At 69.9% G+C, this 21,986-nt stretch carries 18 protein-coding genes; 10 read left to right on the forward strand and 8 right to left on the reverse strand.

Features of this window, described 5'->3' with window-relative positions; all coding sequences use genetic code 11:
- The first annotated feature begins 80 nt into the window (after positions 1 to 80).
- Positions 81 to 1,061 carry an alpha/beta hydrolase gene (locus RCH22_RS16955; RefSeq protein WP_327014829.1) on the forward strand — a complete coding sequence of 327 codons (981 nt, stop codon included), beginning with the start codon at positions 81 to 83 and terminating at the stop codon, positions 1,059 to 1,061.
- A gap of 10 nt (positions 1,062 to 1,071) precedes the next feature.
- On the opposite strand, the gene RCH22_RS16960 is transcribed toward RCH22_RS16955, so the two are convergent.
- Positions 1,072 to 1,710 carry a LysE family translocator gene (locus tag RCH22_RS16960; protein WP_327014830.1) on the reverse strand — a complete coding sequence of 213 codons (639 nt, stop codon included), beginning with the start codon at positions 1,708 to 1,710 and terminating at the stop codon, positions 1,072 to 1,074.
- A 42-nt stretch (positions 1,711 to 1,752) separates the two neighbouring features.
- On the opposite strand from RCH22_RS16960, the gene RCH22_RS16965 reads away from it, so the two are divergent.
- The gene (locus RCH22_RS16965; RefSeq protein ID WP_327014831.1) at positions 1,753 to 2,316 is read left to right on the forward strand and encodes an acyl-CoA thioesterase; all 564 of its coding nucleotides are present in this window, start codon (positions 1,753 to 1,755) and stop codon (positions 2,314 to 2,316) included.
- A gap of 91 nt (positions 2,317 to 2,407) precedes the next feature.
- Here RCH22_RS16965 and RCH22_RS16970 read toward each other — a convergent pair whose 3' ends face one another.
- The 4 genes from RCH22_RS16970 to RCH22_RS16985 form a co-directional block, all read right to left on the reverse strand.
- Positions 2,408 to 2,941, reverse strand: a complete 534-nt coding sequence (locus RCH22_RS16970) for an SRPBCC domain-containing protein (RefSeq protein WP_327014832.1) — start codon at positions 2,939 to 2,941, stop codon at positions 2,408 to 2,410.
- 124 nt (positions 2,942 to 3,065) lie between these two features.
- Positions 3,066 to 4,682: an NAD(P)/FAD-dependent oxidoreductase gene (locus RCH22_RS16975; RefSeq protein WP_327014833.1), complete on the reverse strand. Its 1,617-nt coding sequence runs from the start codon at positions 4,680 to 4,682 to the stop codon at positions 3,066 to 3,068.
- A gap of 83 nt (positions 4,683 to 4,765) precedes the next feature.
- Positions 4,766 to 5,701, reverse strand: coding sequence for an aldo/keto reductase (locus tag RCH22_RS16980; protein ID WP_327014834.1), 936 nt, complete (start codon positions 5,699 to 5,701; stop codon positions 4,766 to 4,768).
- Between the two features lie 323 nt (positions 5,702 to 6,024).
- Positions 6,025 to 6,906 (reverse strand): LysR family transcriptional regulator, encoded by an 882-nt coding sequence (locus tag RCH22_RS16985; RefSeq protein ID WP_134449181.1) that lies wholly within the window; start codon positions 6,904 to 6,906, stop codon positions 6,025 to 6,027.
- Between the two features lie 164 nt (positions 6,907 to 7,070).
- On the opposite strand from RCH22_RS16985, the gene RCH22_RS16990 reads away from it, so the two are divergent.
- The 4 genes from RCH22_RS16990 (at position 7,071) to RCH22_RS17005 (ending at position 15,788) form a co-directional block, all read left to right on the forward strand.
- On the forward strand, positions 7,071 to 10,697 hold the full coding sequence (locus tag RCH22_RS16990; RefSeq protein WP_327014835.1) for a bifunctional proline dehydrogenase/L-glutamate gamma-semialdehyde dehydrogenase: 3,627 nt from the start codon (positions 7,071 to 7,073) through the stop codon (positions 10,695 to 10,697).
- Between the two features lie 212 nt (positions 10,698 to 10,909).
- Positions 10,910 to 11,932, forward strand: a complete 1,023-nt coding sequence (locus RCH22_RS16995; RefSeq protein WP_327014836.1) for a 3-oxoacyl-ACP synthase III — start codon at positions 10,910 to 10,912, stop codon at positions 11,930 to 11,932.
- A gap of 11 nt (positions 11,933 to 11,943) precedes the next feature.
- Positions 11,944 to 14,784 (forward strand): alpha/beta fold hydrolase, encoded by a 2,841-nt coding sequence (locus RCH22_RS17000; RefSeq protein ID WP_327015559.1) that lies wholly within the window; start codon positions 11,944 to 11,946, stop codon positions 14,782 to 14,784.
- 5 nt (positions 14,785 to 14,789) lie between these two features.
- Positions 14,790 to 15,788, forward strand: coding sequence for an NAD-dependent epimerase/dehydratase family protein (locus RCH22_RS17005; RefSeq protein WP_327015560.1), 999 nt, complete (start codon positions 14,790 to 14,792; stop codon positions 15,786 to 15,788).
- 71 nt (positions 15,789 to 15,859) lie between these two features.
- Here RCH22_RS17005 and RCH22_RS17010 read toward each other — a convergent pair whose 3' ends face one another.
- On the reverse strand, positions 15,860 to 16,222 hold the full coding sequence (locus RCH22_RS17010) for a GntR family transcriptional regulator (RefSeq protein WP_327014837.1): 363 nt from the start codon (positions 16,220 to 16,222) through the stop codon (positions 15,860 to 15,862).
- Positions 16,223 to 16,316: 94 nt separating this feature from the next.
- Here RCH22_RS17010 and RCH22_RS17015 point away from each other — a divergent pair, with 94 nt between their 5' ends.
- On the forward strand, positions 16,317 to 16,769 hold the full coding sequence (locus RCH22_RS17015) for a YdeI/OmpD-associated family protein (protein WP_327014838.1): 453 nt from the start codon (positions 16,317 to 16,319) through the stop codon (positions 16,767 to 16,769).
- 109 nt (positions 16,770 to 16,878) lie between these two features.
- Positions 16,879 to 17,652 carry an ABC transporter permease gene (locus tag RCH22_RS17020; protein WP_198413731.1) on the forward strand — a complete coding sequence of 258 codons (774 nt, stop codon included), beginning with the start codon at positions 16,879 to 16,881 and terminating at the stop codon, positions 17,650 to 17,652.
- Positions 17,653 to 17,692: 40 nt separating this feature from the next.
- On the opposite strand, the gene RCH22_RS17025 is transcribed toward RCH22_RS17020, so the two are convergent.
- Positions 17,693 to 18,130: an Lrp/AsnC family transcriptional regulator gene (locus tag RCH22_RS17025; protein ID WP_134449176.1), complete on the reverse strand. Its 438-nt coding sequence runs from the start codon at positions 18,128 to 18,130 to the stop codon at positions 17,693 to 17,695.
- 275 nt (positions 18,131 to 18,405) lie between these two features.
- Here RCH22_RS17025 and ddaH point away from each other — a divergent pair, with 275 nt between their 5' ends.
- The gene (gene ddaH / locus RCH22_RS17030) at positions 18,406 to 19,251 is read left to right on the forward strand and encodes a dimethylargininase (RefSeq protein WP_327014839.1); all 846 of its coding nucleotides are present in this window, start codon (positions 18,406 to 18,408) and stop codon (positions 19,249 to 19,251) included.
- Positions 19,248 to 20,546, forward strand: a complete 1,299-nt coding sequence (gene rocD, locus RCH22_RS17035) for an ornithine--oxo-acid transaminase (RefSeq protein ID WP_327014840.1) — start codon at positions 19,248 to 19,250, stop codon at positions 20,544 to 20,546. Before ddaH ends, rocD begins: the two co-directional genes overlap by 4 nt.
- 66 nt (positions 20,547 to 20,612) lie before the next feature.
- Here rocD and RCH22_RS17040 read toward each other — a convergent pair whose 3' ends face one another.
- Positions 20,613 to 21,875 (reverse strand): alpha-hydroxy acid oxidase, encoded by a 1,263-nt coding sequence (locus RCH22_RS17040; RefSeq protein WP_327014841.1) that lies wholly within the window; start codon positions 21,873 to 21,875, stop codon positions 20,613 to 20,615.
- Positions 21,876 to 21,986 lie beyond the last annotated feature (111 nt).

The following is a 21,986-nucleotide window of genomic DNA, read 5'->3' on the forward strand; positions in this document are numbered from 1 at the left end:
AAGAACATGAGGTCCTCTCAGGTTGCTCACACGCGCGGGACCTAGGTTCGTGCTGTGAACCAGATCCGCAGCACCCTCGCATGACCGCAGGCATCACCCTGAAACCCCGAGAAACCAGCCTCCGCCGTGTTCCCGTCTGGGTCTGGCGGGCCCTGATGATCCGGCTCTCCCCCGGCGAACTGCACAAGTTCAACCTCGAGCCGATTTCCACCGTCGACTACCACCTCGACGTCGACTACGTCGGGGACGGGAGCCGCGACCACCTGCTCGACGTGATGGTGCCGCACGACCCTGCCGGGCCTCTCCCGGTGTACGTGTATTTCCACGGCGGAGGCTGGACCTCCGGCGACAAGGCGCCGCTCACGAAGTACTGTGCGAGCCAGGCCGCTGACGGCATGATCGTCGTCAACGCCAACTACCGGATGGCCACCCGGTTCCAGCTCAGGCACATGCTCGAGGACGGCAATGCGGTGCTCGACTGGGTGGCCCGCAACGTTGCCGACTTCGGCGGGGACCCCACCCGGATCGTCCTCGGTGGGGATTCGGCAGGCGGCCACATCGCGGCGCTCCTGGCGGCATCCGCTTTCGAACCGGAACTCGCGGCCCACTACGGCATCGAACCCCGCGTGGATCCGGGCTACCTCCGCGGCCTCGTGCAGCACTGCAGCATCGCCGACCTCTCGGTGATGTTTGAGCGCGGCTTCGTGCTGAGCCTCAACTTCCTGCGGATGCTGCTGCCCGAGCGGGGGCGCGGAGTCGTGCTGCGGACCGCGGCGCGGTTCATGAACCCGATCGAATGGCTCGACAGCGGCTTCCCGCCGGTCTTCGTCACGACGAGCGAACGGGACTACTTCTACCGGGCGAACCTGAACTTCATCGCAGCGCTCAAGCGCAGGTCGATCCAGGTGGACAGCCTGATCTACGACCGGCGGCAGGCGAACACCCATCACACCTGGCAGCAGGACGCTCGGCATCCGGAATCGCAGGAGGTGTACCGCCGTCTCGGCGCCTTCGTCCGTCGCGTCGCGGCCCTGCCCGTTGCGGTCCCCGTCCCCGGTTAGGGACGGCAGGTCAGCTCTGGGCGCCGGTCGCGGCGAGGACGCCGCCGAGGCCGATCATCATGACCCCGCCGCCCGCTGAAAGCTTTTCGAGCCGTTTCGGCGACTTCGCGAACCAGTCCCGCGCCGAGCCGGCGGCGATGGCCCAGACGCTGTCGCCGGCGAGGGCGAGCACGACGAAGATCGTGCCGAGGGTGAGGAGTTGCAGCGGCACCGCGCCCGCACGGTAGTCGACGAACTGGGGAAGCACGGCGACGAAGAACACGATGGACTTGGGGTTGGTGGCGCCGACGACCGACCCTTCGGCGAGTAGCCGCCACCACGGCCGGGCGACGAGCGTGACACCGCGGGTCCGGGTGACCGCGCCGCGGTACCGGATCGCGTGGATTCCGAGGTAGACGATGTAGGCGGCCCCGACGACCTTGACGATCGTGAAGACCACGATCGACTGGGTGACGATCGCGCCGAGGCCGAGCGCGACGGCCGCGATGAGGGGCAGCATGCCGAGGGCGTTTCCGAGCACGCTCAGGAAACCGCCGAGACGCCCGAGCGCCAGGGAGCGTCCGATCACGAACAGCACGGTCGGCCCCGGCAGCGCGATGAGGGCGACGGAAGCGAGCGCGAAGGTGAGCAGGTGATCGATCGGGACCATACCGGAATGCTACCCAATCACCCGAGGTGTTAACATCGCAGGATGCATATGCTGATGCGCACCCTCTTCCACGGCTGGCTGTCGAAGCGGGGCCCCCGCGTCGGGTCATACGACGTCGTCAGAACCCGGTTCGTGACCCTCCCGACCGACCAGGACATCCTGCGGCACATGAATAACGGCGTGTACCTGTCGATCATGGACATCGCCAGGCTCGACCTGCTGCACCGCACCGGCATCTGGCCGATCTTCACCGCACGAGGCTGGTACCCCGTCGTCGTGAGCGAGACCATCAGCTTCCGTAAATCGCTCACCGTCGGTCAGCGGTTCGCCGTCGAATCGCGCATCCTCGGCTTCGACGAGAAGGCCGTCTACGTGGAGCAGCGCTTCGTGCGACCGGATGCCGATGGGAACCCCGAGATCCTCGCCCTCGGCTTCATCCGGGGCCGCTTCCTCAAGCGCGGCGGAGGCGTCGTCGGCATCGAGGAATTGCTCGCCGCCGTAGGACAGGCGCCCGCCGGTCTCACCGTCCCGACGTGGCTGCTCGAGTGGAGCGCCGACGTCGCCCTGCCCGCGACCCGCGCGGCCGCCCCGAGTCTCTGGGAATAGCCGGCGGCAGCGGCCGTTTCGGCAGCGGGCGCAGCAGCATTGGCGGGCCCACGTCCGGGAGGGCTCGCACCCTCGGGGACGGTCGGCAGGACTATGCGCGCGGCGGTGCGGGGACGGGAACGACCGGGGGCTTGTCCGGGACGATGAGCTCGGAGTAGTAGAGCTCGTGCGCGCCCGCGTAGTGCTCGTGGCCGGGCACGGGCTGCCCGGTGCGCATCGCGACGAGGCGATCCAGGTAGTAGTCCCAGAACGGCCCGACCCGTGCCGCATCCGCGGCGGAGTGCAGGCGCTGCCCGAGGGTGAGCGTGGTCATGCCCGCGCCTTCGACGAGGTGCAGGATCAGGTGCCGCGCAGCGTCCCCTTCGCCGAGGTTGACGGTGAACCGCTTCGGCGGGATGCACTTGAGGATCGTCACGTACGTCCACTCGGCATCCGTTTCGGAGAGCTTGAAGCGCACGGCGCCGGTCTCCGGCGCACCGGTGTACGTCCCGATCCACCCGGCGAGGCCGCCTGGCCGGCTGACGCTCGCCCAGACGTCGTCGATGGGTGCGGTGAAGAGCCGATCGAGCATGAGGTACAGCCCGTCCTCGCGATGGGCAAGGCGACCGGTGGGTTTGGCTGACATGGGGACCTCCGCGATGAGTGAAACACGAGCCGTGTCTTCAGGCTAAACCCGTTGGGCGTCCCCGTGCCACAGCATCGCCCGACGGCTCCGTCAGCGAGCCCCGGCCGCGGGTTCAGCCGCCGGTTCAGTCGTCGAGCTCTGCCTCGAGGACCGCCATTGCGGCGTTGTGCCCGCCGATGCCGCTGACCCCGCCGCCGCGCCGGGCGCCTGCGCCGCAGACCAGGATGCGCGGGTGCCGGGTCGCGACGCCCCAGCGCTCCGCCGCGGTGTCCCTCGGGGCGTCGTCGTCGAGAAACGGCCACTCGAGGGGACCGTGGAAGATGTTCCCGCCCGGCATGCAGAGGGCGTGCTCGAGGTCGAGGGTCGTTTTCGTCTCGATGCAGGGCCCGCCGGCGGCATCCGTCAGCAGCAGGTCCTCGATCGGCTCGGCGAGCACCGAGTTGAGCGAGGCGAGCACGGCGTCCTGCAGCCTCGCCCGAGTGGCGTCGTTGTTCTCGTCGCTCAGCCAGCGGTTCGGCGCGTGCAGGCCGAAGACGGTGAGGGTGTGTGCGCCGGACGCCGCGAGTTCCGGCGAGAGGATGCTCGGGTCGCTCAGGGAATGGCAATAGATCTCGCAGGGCAGCCGGTCCGGGATGATCCCCCGGACGGCCTCGTCGTACGCGCCCTCGAGCTGGGTGTACGTCTCGTTGATGTGGAAGGTGCCGCCGAACGCAGCCTCGGGGGAGACCGTCGTGTCGCGGAGCCGTGGCAGCCGGCGCAGCAGCAGGTTGACCTTGACCTGGGCGCCCTCTGGCTTCGGCCCGGGCTCTGGCGCGTCCGCACGCGCGGCCTCTGGTGTGCCCCGGCCGCCGGCATCCGCTTCGAGGAGCTGCTCGAGCACCCAGGGGGCGACCCCCGAGAGAACGACCGTCCCGGCGGCCTCGCGGATGCTGCCGCCGCGCCGGTAGCGCACGGTTCCGTCCGGGCTGACGCTCGTCACCTCGGCGTCGGTCACTATCCGGGCGCCCGCCTCGCGTGCCGCCTTCTCGAGTTCGCCCGTCACGGCGCCCATCCCGCCGATCGGAACGTCCCAGTCCCCGGTCCCGTTGCCGATCACGTGGTAGAGGAAGCAGCGGTTCGCGGCGAGGTCGCCCGCCTCCGCAGATGTGAAGGTGCCGATCAGGCCGTCGGTCGCGACGACGCCGCGCACGAGGTCGTTCGTGAAGGCCTCGGTGATCGTCCGTCCGAGGGGATGCTCGACGAAGCGCTCCCACAGGGCGTCGTCGCCGAGCAGGAGCCGGGCCTCGGAGCGGGTCGGCAGGGGTTCGCAGACCGTGGGGAAGAGCGCTCGGGCGACCCGTCCGGTGTCGGCGTAGAAGGCGGCCCAGGCGTCGGAATCGGCTCCGGCGCCGATCCGGTCGAAGCTCGCCCGGGTGGCTTCGGCGTCGCCGTTGTCGACGAGGAGGCCGCCGGCCGGATCGGCCGGGTTCGGCGTGTAGGAGGAGAAGCGCCTGCGGGCGAGGCCGATCTCGAGGCCGAGGTCCTCGATGATCCGCTGCGGCAGCAGGCTGACGAGGTAGGAGTAGCGCGAGAGGCGGGCGTCGACGCCCGCGAACGCCTCGGCAGAGACCGCGGCACCGCCGACGTGTTCTGCGCGCTCGAGCACGATCACGCTGCGGCCGGCGAGGGCGAGGTACGCGGCGGCGGTCAATCCGTTGTGGCCGCCGCCGACGATGACAACGTCATGAGTGGGTTCCGTCACGCCTCGAGACTAGCAACCGCGCCCGGACCGCGCCCAGCCGCTTCACGACCGGCTTCGCCCGCAGCGGACCGGCTGCGCTACGGTCATGGAACGATGTGCCCGGCGGCGCGGAACAGCTCGTACCACTCGGCCCTGGTGAGGGTCACGTCGGATCCCTGGGCCGCCCCGGCGACGCGTTCGGGGGTGGTGGTGCCGAGAACGACCTGCATCCTGGCCGGGTGACGCACGATCCAGGCGGTCGCGATGGCGATCGGCGGGACGCCATAGTGGGCGGAGAGCCTGTCGATGACGGCGTTGAGTTCGGGGTACTCGGGAGAGCCGAGGAACACCCCCGTGAAGAAGCCGGCCTGGAACGGCGACCACGCCTGGATGGTGATGTCGTTCAGGCGGCAGTAATCGACGATTCCGCCCCCGTCGCGGGTGACGGCCTGCTCCTGCCCGCTCATGTTAGCGGCGACCCCCTGCGCGATGATCGGCGCATGGGTGAGCGAGAGCTGCAGCTGGTTGACGACGATCGGCTGGCGCACGTACTTCCGGAGCAGGTCGATCTGGCGCGGTGTGTGGTTCGAGACGCCGAATGCCCGGACCTTGCCCGTGGATTCGAGTTCGTCGAACGCGCGGGCGACCTCCTCGGGTTCGACGAGGGCGTCGGGGCGGTGCAGCAGCAGGATGTCGATGTGGTCGGTGCGCAGGGCGGCGAGGGACCCCTCGACGGATTCGATGATGTGCTCGTACGAGAAATCGAAGTACGGCCCGTCCCCGACGATTCCCGTCTTGGTCTGGATCGTGATCTCGTCACGCTGGGAGGGGCTGAGCTGCAGGGCCTCCCCGAAGCGGCGTTCGCAGCCGTGCAGTTCTGAGCCGTAGATGTCAGCGTGGTCGAGGAAGTCGATCCCGGCGTCGCGGGCGGTGCGCACGAGTTCGCGGACCTCTTCGTCGCTCTTCTCCTGGATGCGCATCAGGCCGAGGATGACGTTCGGAGCGACGATATCGGTGCCGGGCAGGGTGAAAGTCTTCATGTGGATTCACGCTAGGCGAGGCGGGTGCAGAAGTAAAACAACTGACGGTGATGCGATTGAGAAGGGCGAACGATCAATGTGTCAGCCGGGGCTGCGCGGTCGCCAGCGCCGTTCCCCGGGGTCGCTTCTCCTTGCCGGCGTTGCCGATCAGCTCGGGCTGCTCGTCGGTTGGCGTCGGAGGGTGCCGATCTCTTTCCCGCCCTGGTCCTTGAGGGTCATCGCGGATGTTCCCATTCCGCACGCTGTTGCGGGCTGGCTCACCCCATTGAAGGCCCGCCCGTGACCCCGATCAAGGCGTGACCGCGGTCAAGGCGAGACCGCCGTCAAGGCGTGACCGCGCGGGCGAGCGCGTCGCGCACGGCGACGACGCCCGGCCGCTTCGTGCTCGAGCGGCGTGCCGCAGAGAAGAGGGTGCGGCGAGGGTGGCCGGGCAGGTCGACGAGGCGCACCGTGGGTTCGGCACCCGCCCAGACCAGGTCGGGCAGGATACCGACGGCGTTCCCGGATTCGATCAGGCGGATGTGCGCGATCAGGTCCGCGGTCTCGAACCGGACATCGGGTTCGAACCCGGCTTCGCGGCAGAGCTGGCTCGCCCACGACCGGGAGACGGTACCTTCCGGTTCCATGACCCACGGCATCCGCGCCAGGCCTGCGAGATCAGCGCTCGCGCTCGCGGACGGCAGCGCGAGTCGCAGCGCATCCGTCGCCAGGTTGACCCGGTCGAGGTCCGCCCTGTGGGCACGCCCGTGCCCCGGGTACTGCTCGGCGAGGACGAGGTCGAAGTCCCTGGCACTCACTTCGAACAGGCCGCGCTCCGGCTCGCGCTCGGTCACCTCGACACGCAGCTGGGGGAATTCGGCGGCCAGGAGGGTCAACGCCCGGGGGATCACGGCGTGGGACGCGGACTGGAAGACCGCCACCCGCACGGTGCCCGAGACGGTCGTGAGCGAGGCCATCATCTCGGCCTCGGCGATCTCGAGCCGTTCGAGCAGGTGGGTGGTGTGGTCGACGAGGATCTCGGCCTGCGCGGTGAGCTGCACGCGGCGACCCACCTTGTGCAGGAGCTCGACGCCCGCCTCCTTCTCGAGCAGGGCGAGTTGCTGGGAGACCGCGGACGGGCTGTACGAGAGCGCCTCGGCGACCCCGGCGAGGGTCCCGCGGATCTTCAGTTCACGAAGCAGGCGCAACCTCCGGACGTCCAGCATCCCGTGCACCTTCCGCTCGGCTCCATTGCACACAAATACTAACCACTACTCTGCACAAACGGTCGCTTTTACTTATCGGACGTTGCCGCGACACTGGACTCAGATTCCGTCCCCCCCGGAACGGCTCCCGGCCGTTGCGCGAGCGAAAGACTACCCTCGTGACCATGAGCAACTCACCGTCCGTCGTGCACCAGGCCCAGAGCGCGGAGGTCGTCACGCTCGTCAGGAAGTGGCTCGCGGAGAGCACCGCCATTCCGGCGGACGTCTCCGCCGAACGCCTCGCCGGCGTGCTCAAGGACCCGAACGGCCTCGACTTCACGGTCGGCTTCGTCGACGGCGTCATGCGCCCCCAGGACCTCATGGTCGCCGGCTACAACCTGCAGGCCGTCGCGAAGAAGGCCCCCGGGTTCCTGCCCGGGTACCTGCGCGGCGCCATCGGCCTCGGCGGCGTGCTCGGCCCCGTGCTGCCGTGGGTCGTCATCCCGGCCGCCCGCAAGGTGCTGCGGCAGATGGTCGGCCACCTCGTCGTCGACGCGACGCCGGACAAGCTCGGGCCCGCGATCGCGAGCCTGCGCGAATCCGGCAACCGGCTCAACATCAACCTGCTCGGCGAGGCCGTGCTCGGAGAGAAGGAAGCCCTGCGCAGGCTCGAGGGCACGAGGGAACTGCTCGCCCGCCCCGACGTCGACTACGTCTCGATCAAGGTGTCTTCGATCGCGAGCCAGCTCTCGATGTGGTCGTTCGACGAGGCTGTGACCCGGGTCGTCGAGAGGCTGACCCCGCTCTACGAGCTCGCCGCGGCATCCGCTGTGCCCAAGTTCATCAACCTCGACATGGAGGAGTACCGCGACCTCGACCTCACGATCGCGGTCTTCGAACGCATCCTGGACCAGCCCCGCCTGCTCGGCCTCGAGGCCGGCATCGTGTTGCAGGCCTACCTGCCCGACGCGCTCGGCGCCCTGCAGGGCCTGACTCACTGGGCGCAGAACCGGCGCGCGGCCGGGGGAGCCCCGATCAAGGTGCGCGTCGTCAAGGGCGCCAACCTCGCCATGGAACACGTCGATGCGATCGTGCACGACTGGCCGCTCGCAACCTACGGCACCAAGCAGGACGCGGACACGAACTACAAGCGGGTGCTCAACTGGGCGCTGACCCCGCAGAACACGGATGCCGTCCGCATCGGCGTCGCCGGGCACAACCTCTTCGACGTGGCGTGGGCCCACCTCCTCGCCAAGCGGCGCGGCGTCGACGACCGGGTCGAGTTCGAGATGCTGCTGGGTATGGCGACGAGCCAGGCCGAGGCCGTGAGCCGGGACGTCGGCAGGCTGCTGCTCTACACGCCCGTCGTCAACCCGGCCGAGTTCGACGTGGCGATCAGCTACCTGATCCGCCGCCTCGAGGAGAATGCGAGCCAGGACAACTTCATGTCCGCCGTTTTCGAACTCACGACCTCGCCCCCGCTCTTCGAACGCGAGAAGGAGCGCTTCCTCGCCTCACTCCGGGCCCTCGAATCATCGGTCGGCCCTGAGGCCTTCGTGCCCGCGCCGAACCGAAGCCAGGACCGTTCGGCGGTCACCCAGCTCGAGGCGACCGAGTCGGCGGCCGAAGCGGCGCAGCACACCGACGATGACCTCGGCCTCACCAATGCCGTGCTCGGCTTCACCCGCGGCTCGCTCAGCGACACGGCCGCGGTCCTGACCCACGCGGGCGCGGGGAACGCGGCCGCCGGCATCGGCCGTTTCCACAACGAGCCGGACACAGACCCCTCGCTGCCCGCGAACCGCGCGTGGGGGCGCCGGATCCTCGCCCAGGTCGAGGGGTCACGCCTCGGCATGGACACGATCCTCGCCGCCCGCGTCGACACCGAGGAACAGCTCGACGTCATCATCGACACCGTCGCAGCGAGCGGCAACGAATGGGGCCAGCGCCCCGGCGGGGAGCGGGCCGCGATCCTGCACCGGGCCGGTCTCGCGCTCGCAGCGAACCGCGACCGCCTGATCGAGGTGATGGCCGCAGAGACCGGCAAGACCATCGCAGAGGGCGACCCCGAGGTGAGCGAGGCCATCGACTTCGCGCACTACTACGCCGAGAGCGCCCGGGCGCTCGATGCCGTGCAGGGCGCGATCTTCGTGCCCCCGCGCCTCACCGTCGTGACCCCGCCGTGGAACTTCCCCGTCGCGATCTCCGCAGGCGGGGTGCTCGCCGCGCTCGCGGCAGGCTCCGGCGTCATCGTCAAGCCCGCGAAGCTCGCCCAGCGCTCCGGAGCGGTCATGGTCGAGGCGCTCTGGGAGGCCGGGGTGCCCCGCGAACTCCTCTCGCTCGTCGACCTCGCCGACCGGGAGCTCGGCACCCGGCTGATCGGGCACCCCGCGGTCGACCGGGTCATCCTCACCGGAGCCTACGAAACCGCGCAGCTGTTCCGGAGCTTCCGCGAGGACCTGCCCCTTCTCGCAGAGACGAGCGGCAAGAACGCGATCATCGTGACCCCGTCCGCCGACCTCGACCTCGCCGCCGCCGACGTCGTCAAGAGCGCGTTCGGGCACGCGGGACAGAAGTGTTCCGCAGCGAGCCTCGTCATCCTCGTCGGTTCCGTCGCCAGGTCCGAGCGTTTCCTCGGCCAGCTCGTCGATGCCGCGACGAGCCTGCGGGTCGGGCGTCCCTCCGACCCGGTCACCCAGATGGGCCCGCTCATCGAACCCGCCAACGGCAAGCTCCTGCACGCCCTCACCGAGCTCGGCGTCGGCGAGAGCTGGCTCGTCGAACCGAAACAGCTCGACGAGGACGGCGCGCTGTGGTCGCCGGGCATCCGCACTGGAGTCGCTCCCGGTTCCTACTTCCACCTCACCGAGTTCTTCGGGCCCGTGCTGGGAGTGATGCATGCGCGCACACTCGAGGAAGCCATCCGCTTTCAGAACGCGGTCGACTACGGGCTCACCTCCGGGCTGCACTCGCTCGACCCCGAGGAACTCGCGACCTGGCTCGAGACGATCGAGGCGGGCAACCTGTACGTCAACCGGGGGATCACGGGCGCGATCGTGCAGCGCCAGCCGTTCGGCGGCTGGAAGCGCTCGTCAGTGGGAGCAGGTACGAAGGCCGGTGGCCCGAACTATCTCTACGGCCTCGGCAGCTGGGTGACCAACCCGGGCAGGAACAGTTCGACCCTGCACCTGCGCGGCCTCGAACCGAGCGTCACGCAGCTCATCGAGGGCTCGCAGCCCGTGCTCGACTATGCCGACTTCGACGTACTGCGCCGCTCGGCCCTCAGCGACGCGCTCGCCTGGCGCGAGGAGTTCGCGGCAGTCAGGGACGTCTCCGGGCTCGGTGTCGAACGCAACCTGTTCCGCTACCGGACGTTGCCCGTCACGGTGCGCCTCGCCGAGGACGGCACACTGTCGAACCTGCTGCGGGTGCTCATCGCCGCGACCCTCTCGAAGTCGCGTTTCACGGTGTCGAGCACGCTGCCCATACCGCCGATCGTACGGGGTGCCCTCGCCGAGCGTGAGATCCCGGTCACGGTCGAGAGCGACGCAGAATGGCTCGCCCGCGCCGCAGCCGGCGACATCACGACGAGCCGGGTGCGGCTGATCGGCGGTGACCCGCTGACCGGGGCGACGGATGCGGCGGCCCAGCTCGCGCACGCCCTCCGCGGCAGCCCCGACGTGGCCGTCTACGCCCACCCGGTCACCCAGGCAGGCAGGGTCGAGCTGCTGCCGTTCCTGCGGGAGCAGGCGATCTCGATCACGGCCCACCGCTTCGGCAACCCGAGCACCCTCTCCGCCGGCATCATCTGACCGCCCCGCCGGGCCCGCAGGGACCCCGCGGGCGTGAAATTTTGGTCCTCAAACCACGGTGTTAAGGGCCAAAAGTGCTCTCTCGCGGATGGGGCGGGCGGTCAGGGGGGCGCGGCACACAGCCTGCGTATGAGGAACGATCAGTTGAGTGGGGGATAATACCGGGGACCGTGGCGTGCCAGCGGCGCCACAATTCGACAGGGGAACAGCACTTGGACGGAAACGCAACGACGTCGCACACAAACGTCGCGCTCTTGGCGGTCGCGAGCACCCTCGCACCGATCGTCACTACCTCGATCGAGATCGACCGTCGACTGCAGCCGGCCCTGAAACGCCTGCGTCTCCCGAGCGGCCTGCTCCAGCGCGTCGCCGGAGTCTACGAACGCCGCAACTGGGGCAGCGACCTCGCCTTCGACGACGCGGCCGTGTCAGCGGGCAAGCGTGCCCTGAGCGACGCAGGCGTCGAGCCGAGCCAGGTCGGTCTCCTGATCAACACCTCGGTCACGCGCAAGCACCTCGAGCCCTCCGTCGCCGTGCGCATCCACCACGGCCTCGGCCTGCCGTCGTCGGCCACCAACTTCGACATCGCCAACGCGTGCCTCGGGTTCGTGAACGGGATGACCCTCGCCGCGCAACTGATCGACTCCGGCCAGGTCGACTACGCGGTGGTGATCGACGGCGAGGACGCCGACGAGATCCAGTCCAACACAATCGACCGGCTCGGACGGCCCGACATCGGCCGCAAGGACTTCATGAGCGAATTCGCGAGCCTGACCCTCGGGTCAGGGGCTGCCGCGGCCGTCCTCGGACGTGCAGACCGGCATCCGGAAGGCCATCGCATGCTCGGCGGCGTCACCCGCGCCGCGACCCAGTTCAACGGACTCTGCGTCGGCAGCGTCGACGGCATGTTCACCGACGCCAAGGCGCTGCTCAAGGGCGGCATGGAACTGGTCGTCTCGGCCTGGACGGAGGCGAAGCGCGACTGGAACTGGTCGAGCATGGACCGCTACATTCTGCACCAGGTCTCTGACGTGCACACCAACGCGATCGTGAAGGCCACCGGGCTCGACCGGGCGAGGGTGCCCCTCACCTACCCGCTGTTCGGCAACGTCGGGCCGGCGTCGATCCCGATCACCCTGGCCGAAGAGGCCAAGACCTTGCGTCGCGGCGACCGGGTGCTGCTCATGGGGGTCGGCTCCGGCCTCAACACCGCAATGATGGAACTGGCCTGGTGACCGGCCGCACCATGACCCACCCCCGGCAACAGCACCAGTACCGCCTGCCGCGCGCCGCGGCGACGCCCGCGCCGGCGTCCCTGCCGCCAGAGGGGCTGCCGGGGCTCGACCCTGCGTTCTCGAGGCTGGTCGAGGCTGAGGAGCCGGGCGCCGGCATCCGCACCTGGCACCTGCTCGACAACGGGCCCGTGCTCGCGTCCCGCGGCATCACCCCGGTCGGTACGGTGTTGTGCGTGCACGGCAACCCGACCTGGTCGTACCTGTGGCGGTCGCTCGTGACGCAGGCGACGGATGCCGCCACGCGCGGCGCTGAGGCCTGGCGCGTGATCGCCGTCGACCAGCTCGAAATGGGCTTCTCCGAGCGCACCGGGACGGTGCGCCCGCTCGCACGCCGGGTCGCAGACCTGGGCGACCTCACGGACGCGCTCGGCGCGGAACCGCTGGGACTCACCGGCCCGGTCCTCACCTTCGGCCATGACTGGGGCGGAGTCGTCTCTCTCGGCTGGGCGATCGACCACCCGGACCTGCTCGCGGGCGTGCTGCTGCTCAACACCGGCGTGCACCAGCCGGAGGACGCCGCGATCCCTGCGCCCCTGCGGCTGGCCCTGCAGGGTGGTGTGCTCGGCGCCGCGACCGTCACGACGCCCGCGTTCCTCGATACGACGCTCGCGCTCGCGCATCCGCCCTTGTCCGCCGCCGTCAAACGCGCCTACCGGGCGCCGTACCGGGGAGCGGCCCGGCGGGGCGGGATCGGCGCGTTCGTCGCCGACATCCCGGTCGGTCCCGGATCCGTCAGCACGCCGGAACTCGACCGCATCGCCTCGGGACTCCGCGGCCTCGGCGTGCCGGCCCTGCTGCTCTGGGGTCCCGCCGACCCGATCTTCAGCGACCGGTACCTCGACGACCTCCTCGACCGGCTCCCCGACGCCGACGTGCACCGCTTCGAGGGGGCAGGGCACCTGGTGGCCGAGGACGTCGACTACGCCGCGGCCGCACTGATCTGGCTCGCCGACCGCGCCCTGCTCGCCGCCGTGCCCGCCCCCCTGACCGCCGCCAAGCCCGTTCCGGTCGAGAGCGCCCGATCCGCCGGTCACTCTCGACCGGAACAGGACATCTCGGACGGGGAAACCGCGCCCGAATCCGGTGTCGACTACCAGCCGCTCTGGCACTACCTCGATGAATTCCGGGAGAGCGACGACATCGCCCTCGTGGACATGGCGCCCGATCACGGTGCCGCTCAGCTCAGCGTCAGCTGGCGCGAGCTGTCCGCGCGCGTGCGCCGGCTGGCCGCAGGGCTCCACCAGATCGGCGTCCGCAAGGGCGACCGGGTCTCGCTTCTCGTTCCTCCAGGCGCCGACCTCACGGCCGTGTTGTATGCCTGCGTGCGCATCGGCGCCGTCGTCGTGGTCGCGGATGCCGGCCTCGGCCTCCGCGGCCTGACCCGGGCCGTCCGGGGCGCGCGTCCCGACCACGTCATTGGAGCGACCCCCGGTTTGGTCGCCGCCCGGGCGCTCGGCTGGCCCGGCCAGAAGATCGCCGCGGTCACCCTCGCCAGGCCGCTTGCCCGGCTCCTCGACGTCTCCTTCACTCTCGCCGAGTTGGAGTCGCTCGGCGCGGAAGAGGGCCTGCCACCAGAGCCCACCGCGGCAGACACGGCAGCCGTGCTCTTCACGTCCGGGTCGACGGGGCCGGCCAAGGGCGTCGTCTACACGAACGGCCAGCTCGCCGCGGTCAGCTGGGCGCTCCGCGAGCAGTACGGCGTCGGCCCAGGGACGGGCCTCGTCGCCGGCTTCGCGCCGTTCGCCCTCCTCGGCCCCGCCCTCGGCGCCCGCTCGGTGACCCCCGACATGGACGTCACCTCGCCGAAGACGCTCACCGCGACCGCGGTGGCCGCCGCTGTCGCCGCGATCGACGCATCCGTCGTGTTCCTGTCGCCGGCAGCCTTGACGAACGTCGTCGCGACGGCGGCAAGCCTCACCGCCGCCGACCGGGCGTCCCTCGCCGGGGTGCGCAGCTTCCTCTCCGCAGGCGCGCCGGTCGCAGAGCCGCTCCTCGCGGCCGCAGCGCGGCTGATGCCGGACGCGACAGCGCATACCCCGTACGGCATGACCGAGGGCCTCCTGATGACAGACATCACCCTCGAGGGCATCCGGGCCGCGACCGCGGCCACCGCTGGCGGCGTCTGCGTCGGTTACCCGACCGGGACCACCCGGATCCGGATCAGCGCTCTCGACGACCGGGGCGCAGCCACCGGAGCACTGTCCGATGAGACCGGTGTCACGGGTGAGATCGTCGTCTCCGCGCCCCACGTCGAAGACCACTACGACCGGCTCTGGCTCACCGACCGGGCCGCCAGGCGCGGCGCGATCGCGGGAGAACGCTGGCACCGCACCGGCGACGTCGGCCACCTCGACGCAGACGGTCGGCTCTGGGTCGAGGGTCGGCTGCCGCACGTCATCGTCACGGCGGAGGGGGTCGTCACGCCGGTCGGCCCCGAGCAGGCCATCGAACGCGTCCGTCTGACGCCGCGCGATGCGGTCACCGCGGGCATGTCCGGCAGGCCGAACCCCGGACACCCCGGTGTCGCCCGTGCAGCCCTCGTCGGGGTCGGACCGGTGGGTACCCAACAGCTGGTCGCCGTCGTCGAAACGAGACCGCCCGCCCGCCGGGTCGGACTCGCGACGGAGGCACTCGCTGCCGCTGTCCGAACGGCATCGCCGGCACCCCTCGCTGCGGTCCTCGTGGTTCCCCAGCTGCCGACGGACATCCGGCACAATTCCAAGATCGACCGCAGCCGGCTCGCCCGGTGGGCGGGCGGCATCCTCTCCGGCGGGCGGATGACGCGACCGTGACCCCCCTGCGGGTGCTCGTCACCGGGGCGAGCGGTTTCCTCGGTCGCGCGGTCGCGGCAGAGCTGGTCGCGGCCGGATACGAGGTGAGCTGCTTCCAGCGGCGACCGTCTGGCGTCGCAGGGGCCCGTGACCTGCTCGGATCCGTGACCACGGCCCAGGACGTGGATCATGCCGTCATCGGCATGGACGCCGTCGTTCACCTCGCGGCCAAGGTCTCCCTCGCGGGCGACCCGCGCGACTTCGAGGCCGTCAACGTCGGCGGCACCCGCTCCCTGCTCGCCGCGGCAGCGGATGCCGGGGTCTCGCGCTTCGTCTTCGTCTCGTCTCCCTCTGTGGCCCACGCCGGGACATCCATCGTCGGCAGCGATGCCGGCCCGGCAGATCCCGCTCGTGCCCGCGGCGACTACGCCCGCACCAAGGCCCGCGCCGAATTGCTCGCGCTCGACGCCGACTCTGCACTCATGCGGGTCGTGGTCGTGCGACCGCACCTGGTTTGGGGCCCCGGGGACACCCAGCTCGTCGCCCGGATCGTCGAGCGGGCCAGGGCGGGGCGCCTTCCCCTGCTCGGGCACGGCGCAGCTCTCATCGACACGACCTACGTGGACAATGCGGCCACGGCGATCAGAGCCGCCCTCGACCGGGTGCGCGAGGTGCACGGCAACGCCTACGTGATCACCAATGGCGAGCCCCGACCGGTCGCCGAGCTCCTCGCCGGCATGTGCCGGGCGGCCGGGGTTCGCCCACCGGCCTGGTCGGTTCCCGCCGCGCTCGCACGCGGCGGCGGCTCCGTGATCGAGGCCGCCTGGCGAGTACGCCCCGGAGCCGACGAGCCCCCGATGACCCGCTTCCTCGCCGAACAGCTCTCGACCGCGCACTGGTTCGACCAACGCCGCACGCGCGCCGACCTGCACTGGACCCCACAGGTGACCCTCGACGATGGCTTCCGCCGCCTCGCCGCCTCCTACGCCCAGCTCCCCGCTCCCGGTGGCCGCGAAAGCGGGTGAATCGTCGGTGTGAAGGGTTCGAACCGACTATTCACCCGCTTTCGCGGCTAGGCGGGGCGCGTGCGGATTGATCAGGGGCGGATGCCGAGCGCGGCCGAGACGAGCGCGAGCGCGTCGTCCGCGTCGAGGCCGAGCACGCGCATCCGTTCGGCGAAGTCGGCAGCGGCGCGTTGCGCCTGGCGCAGGGTCGGGTCGCCCGTTGCGGCGATGAAGGAACCCTGGCGGCCGCGGGTCTCGATCACCTCGCCCTGCTCGAGCTCGCGGTAGGCCCGGGCCACCGTGTTCGGGGCGAATCCGAGTTCGTCGGCGAGCCGGCGCACGGTCGGCAGCTTGTCTCCGGGCGCCACGGCACCGGTCCGAACGGCCTCGAGCACCTGAAGTCGCAGTTGCTCGAACGGCGGCGTGGGGGAGTGCTCGTCGATGGTCAGCTTCATGGTGCCCGCACCCGGTTTCCTTGTGTTGGTTATGTACCAAGCTAGCCCGCAGGGACCCGTGCGCGGAACCGCTCGGTGCGGCATACTCGGTTCCATGAGATTCACGACCGTCCTCGAACTTTCCGGCAAATCGGCAACGGGCATCCGCGTTCCCGAGGAGGTCGTCGCGGGTCTCGGCCCCGGCAAGCGCCACGCCATCACGGTCACGATCGGCGGTCATACCTACCGCAGCTCCGTCGCCCCCTACCGCGGCGCATTCATGATCGCGCTCAGCGCCGAGAACCGAGAACAGGCACGCGTCGCCGCAGGGGACGAGATCGAGGTCGACGTCGAGCTCGACACCGAACCCCGGGTGGTCGAGGTGCCGGCAGACTTCGCCGCAGCGCTCGACGAGCAACCGGATGCCCGGGCCGCCTTCACTGCTCTGTCCTACAGCAACCAGCGCGCCCACGTCCTCGCGATCGAGAGCGCGAAGACGCCGGAGACCCGCCGGCGCCGGATCGAGGCGGCCCGGTCCGCACTCGCGCCGGCCGCACCGACTCCCTAGCCTCGGGCGCGCCGTCGATTCCCGGTTCGGAGAAGTGCTTTCCACTCAGAGGGCATGACTGACCCCGTGTGGAGCGAGGTCGAACCGGATGGCTCGCTAGGCTCAGAAGGTGACCTGGCCCGCCGACCTCCCCGCCGAACTGGGCGGACTCCTGCCCAGCCTCATCGGGGTGCTGCTACTGATCGCGGTCGTCACCGCCCTGCTCCGGGGCTTCCACGTGCCCCGGCCGTACGCCCCCGCACTCGCGATCCTCCGGGGCACGCTCCAGCTCGCGGCGATCAGCCTCATCCTGAGCGGAATCATCTCCGATCCGCTCTGGGTCGGAGTCGGACTCAGCGTGATGTTCATCGCCGCGGTGAGCACGGTCAACCGGCGCCTCGGGGCGACCCGGCAGCACTTCGGCTGGATCGCTGCAGCGATGGGCCTCGGCATCCTTGCGACACTCATCGTGGTGTTCTCGGTCGGCGCCATCGAATTCTCGCCGCGGTATGTGCTCTCCTACGGCGGAATCATCATCGGCAATGCGATGTCGATTGCGACCCTGACCGGCCGGCGCTTCGGCGAGGCCGTCACCGAGCACTGGGACGAGGTCGAGGGCTGGATGGCGCTCGGGGCGACCCCGCGGCAGTCGACGCTCGACCTGGCGCGCCGCGCCGTCTACTTTGCGATCATCCCCACAACCGACCAGACCAAGACCACGGGCCTCGTCACCCTGCCCGGAGCGTTCGTCGGCGCGATCTTCGGCGGAGCCTCGCCCCTCGAGGCCGGGCGCTTCCAGATCGTCGTGCTCGCCGGCATCCTCTGCGCCGGTGCGATCACGGCCGTCACCCTGATCCAGTTCCTCGCGCCGATCCGCATGAAGCCCGCCACGATCCCCACCTAGTCACCACCGACGAAGACCACTCTCGCGGGCAGCGGCGCGGCTACTCGGCTGCGCGGTGGATGAGCCGGGAGAGCACGATCGCACTGCGGGTGTGGTCGACGTTGGGTGCGAGGCGCACCTTCTCGAGTGCCGCCTCGAGCCCGGGAATGTCCCGCGCCCTGATGTGCACGATCGCGTCGGCGCTTCCCGTGACGGTGCCTGCGTCGACGACCTCCGGCACGCCGGAGAGGATGCGCAGGAGTTCGTCGGGGGCGACCGTCCCCCGGCAGAAGAGCTCGACATATGCCTCGGTGCTCATGCCATCGATCGCGGGGTCGACCTGGATCGTGAACCCGCGGATGATCCCGTCGGCGACGAGCCGGTCGACCCGGCGCTTGACCGCGGAGGCGGACAGCCCGACGACCGAGCCGATGTCCCCGTAGCCCGCGCGCGCATTCTGTCTCAGAAGGTCGAGTATGCCGCGGTCGAGGTTGTCCATTCCGAGAGTCTAGGGGGAATTCCGCGCACCGGCGTGGAATTCCTGCGCATATGTCGACGATCACGCCGGTTATGCGCGCATTTTGGCGTGCAACGTTGATTCACGCTGTGTGAGAATAAGCACGGCGTCTTTGCGCGGTGCCGTTCACCCGTTCGTTGTTCACTGTTCGACGTTCACGTTCGACCGCGCGGAGCTCTCATGAGTGACCTGGTCCGCCATCCACCCCGCGTTCCGATTCCGTCAGTAGCAGACGGAGCGCAGCCGAAGGAGACCTCATGACCATCGATCTCGACCCCACAACCCAGCAGCTCGCCCCGGTGCGCACGGCCGTCAAGCGCACGGTGCTGATGTGCAAGCCCGACTACTTCACCGTCGTCTACCGGATCAATCCGTGGATGGACCCGGCAATCCCGACCGACACGAGCCTCGCCGTCGCCCAGTGGCAGACCCTCTACGACACCTACGTCGGCCTCGGCTTCGACGTGCACCTGATCGACCCGATCGACGGCCTGCCCGACATGGTCTACGCCGCCAACGGCGGTTTCGTAATCGACAACATCGCCTATGGCGCCGCGTTCACGTACCCGGAGCGCCAGCCGGAGGGCCCCGCCTACATGGACTGGTTCCGCGCCAGCGGCTTCGACGTGCGGGTGCCCGTCGAGATCAACGAGGGCGAGGGCGACTTCCTTCTCGTCGGAGATGTCATCCTCGCCGGCACCGGCTTCCGCAGCGCCTCGAACAGCCACGAAGAGGTGTCGGCGATCTACGGCCGCCCGGTGATCACGCTCAACCTCGTCAACCCGAGCTTCTACCACCTCGACACCGCGATCGCCGTCCTCGACGACACCAACATCGCCTACCTGCCGAGCGCCTTCGACGAGCAGAGCCTCGCTGTGCTGCGCGAACGCTACCCCGACGCCATCATCGTCACAGAGGAGGATGCGGCGATCCTCGGCCTCAACTCCTACTCAGACGGCTACAACGTCGTCATCGCCTCCCGCGCGAAGGACTTCGAGCGCCAGCTCCGCGAACGCGGCTACAACCCGATCGGCGTCGACCTCTCCGAGCTCCTGCTCGGCGGCGGCGGCGTCAAGTGCTGCACCCTGGAGCTGCGCCGATGAGCACCCACACGAACACCCGACCGGACGCGAACCGGGCCGACCAGACGAAGGATGCCGCACTCGGCACGCCGGGACAGGCATCGACAACGCCCGCCGCCTTCATCGCCCTCGAAGAGGAGCACGCGGCCCACAACTACCACCCGCTTCCCGTCGTCGTCGCGACCGGCGACGGCGCCTGGGTGACGGATGTCGATGGCAAGCGCTACCTGGACTGCCTCGCGGCGTACTCCGCGGTCAACTTCGGCCACTCGAACCCCGTGCTTCTCGATGCCGCCCGAGCCCAGCTGGGCCGGATCACGCTCACGAGCCGCGCGTTCCACAACGACCAGCTCGGCCCGTTCGTCACGGCTCTCGCCGAGCTCGCCCACAAGGACATGGTGCTCCCGATGAACACGGGCGCCGAGGCCGTCGAGTCCGGGATCAAGGTCGCCCGCGCCTGGGGTTACCGTGTGAAGGGCGTAGCACCGGACCAGGCGAACATCATCGTCGCCGGGGGCAACTTCCACGGCCGCACCACCACCATCATCAGCTTCTCCGACGACGAGTCGGCCCGCGCGGGCTTCGGCCCGTTCACGCCCGGGTTCCGCACCGTGCCGTTCGGCGACGCCGAGGCCCTCGAGGCCGCCATCGATGAGAACACGGTCGCCGTGCTGCTCGAACCCATCCAGGGCGAGGCCGGCATCGTCGTGCCGCCCGCCGGGTACCTCCCTGCTGTGCGCGAGATCACCACGCGCCGCAACGTGCTCTTCATCGCCGATGAGATCCAGTCCGGTCTCGGCCGCACCGGAGCGACCTTCGCGTGCGACCTCGTCGGCGTCGTGCCCGACCTGTACCTCCTGGGCAAGGCCCTCGGCGGCGGGATCGTGCCCGTCTCGGCGGTCGTCGGCAACCGGGACGTCCTTGGCGTCCTGCACCCCGGCGAGCACGGCTCGACCTTCGGTGGCAACCCGCTCGCCGCCGCCGTCGGCAGCGCCGTCGTGCGGATGCTGGCCACGGGCGAGTACCAGGAACGCGCCCGCGTGCTCGGTGCCCACCTGCACGAAGCCCTCAATGGCCTCGTCGGGCGAGGAGTTGTCGCGGTCCGTGGCGCCGGGCTCTGGGCCGGAATCGACATCGACCCTTCGCTCGCGAGCGGCCGCGCCGTGTGCGAGGCACTGATGGTCCGCGGCGTCCTGGCCAAGGACACCCACGGCTCCACGATCCGGCTCGCCCCGCCGCTCTGCGTGTCCGAGGCCGACCTCGACTGGGCCGTCGCCCAGCTCGCGACCGTCCTCGACGAGTTCGCCGCCGCGTAGCGTCCGCGTCGGGTCTGCGCGAACCTCGACGAGTCGGCTCGGTGGAAACGGGCCATCTCGGCCTCGCTAGCTCTGCGTCGCGGGCACGCCCTCCGGCCGGGCGATGCGGCTCAGCCGGGCGAGCTGGGTGACGTGCCTGGGCTCGAGCTCTTCGAGCGACGTCACGCCGAGCAGTCGCATCGTGCGGGTGATCTGCTCCGACAGGATCGCGATCGCCCGGTCGACGCCGGCCTCGCCGCCGGCCATCAGCCCGTAGAGGTAGGCGCGGCCGACGAGGGTGAACCGTGCGCCGAGGGCCACGGCCGCGACGATGTCCGCGCCGCTCATGATGCCGGTGTCGAGGTGCACCTCGAGGTCGTTGCCCACCTCGCGGGCCACCTCGGGCAGCAAATGGAACGGGATCGGCGCTCGGTCGAGCTGGCGACCGCCGTGGTTGGAGAGGATGATCGCGTCGATGCCCATTTCGGCGAGCCTGGCGGCATCCGCCACGTTCTGCACGCCCTTGACGACGACCTTGCCCGGCCACTGCGCCTTGATCCAGGCGAGGTCGTCGAAGGTGACGGTCGGGTCGAACATGGTGTCGAGCAGTTCCCCGACGGTGCCGCTCCAGCGGTCGAGGGAGGCGAAGGCGAGGGGCTCGGTCGTGAGGAAGTTGATCCACCACTCCGGGCGCGGCAGGGCGTTGACCACGGTGGCAACGGTGAGCTGCGGTGGGATGGAGAAGCCGTTGCGCTTGTCGCGGAGGCGCGCTCCGGCAACGGGCACGTCGACCGTCACGAGCAGCGTGTCGAAACCGGCCTTGGCGGCCCGGTCGACCAGGGCCATCGAACGGTCCCTGTCCTTCCACATGTAGAGCTGGAACCAGTTGCGTCCGGCCGGGTTGGCGGCCTTGACGTCCTCGATAGCGGTCGTGCCCATCGTGGAGAGCGAGAACGGGATGCCGGCCTTCGCTGCCGCGTGCGCGCCGGCGATCTCGCCTTCGGTCTGCATCATCCGGGTGAACCCAGTCGGTGCGATCCCGAACGGTAGTGCGACCGGCGCCCCGAGCACGTCCCAGCCGGTCGAGACCGTCGAGACGTCGCGGAGGATGGCGGGGTGGAACTCGATGTCCTCGAAGGCCTGGCGGGCGCGAGCGAGCGAGATCTCCGCCTCCGCTGCGCCCTCGGTGTAGTCGAAGGCCGCCTTCGGAGTGCGCCGCTTGGCGATCGCGCGCAGGTCATGGATGGTGAGGGCGCTCTCGAGGCGGCGCTTCTTCGCGTTGAGCTCCGGCACCTTGAACTGCATGAGTGGGGCGAGGTCTTTGATCTTGGGGATGCGTCGTTGAACCATGGTCAGGATTTCCGTTCTGGGGTTGGGGCAGGGCGGGTCGGGGGCTACGGAGGTCGGGCGATCGGGTGATCGGCGGGTCAGGTCAGGTCAGGTCAGGTCAGGTCAGGTCAG

This window comes from Cryobacterium sp. GrIS_2_6 (assembly GCF_035984545.1).
Classification (GTDB): domain Bacteria; phylum Actinomycetota; class Actinomycetes; order Actinomycetales; family Microbacteriaceae; genus Cryobacterium.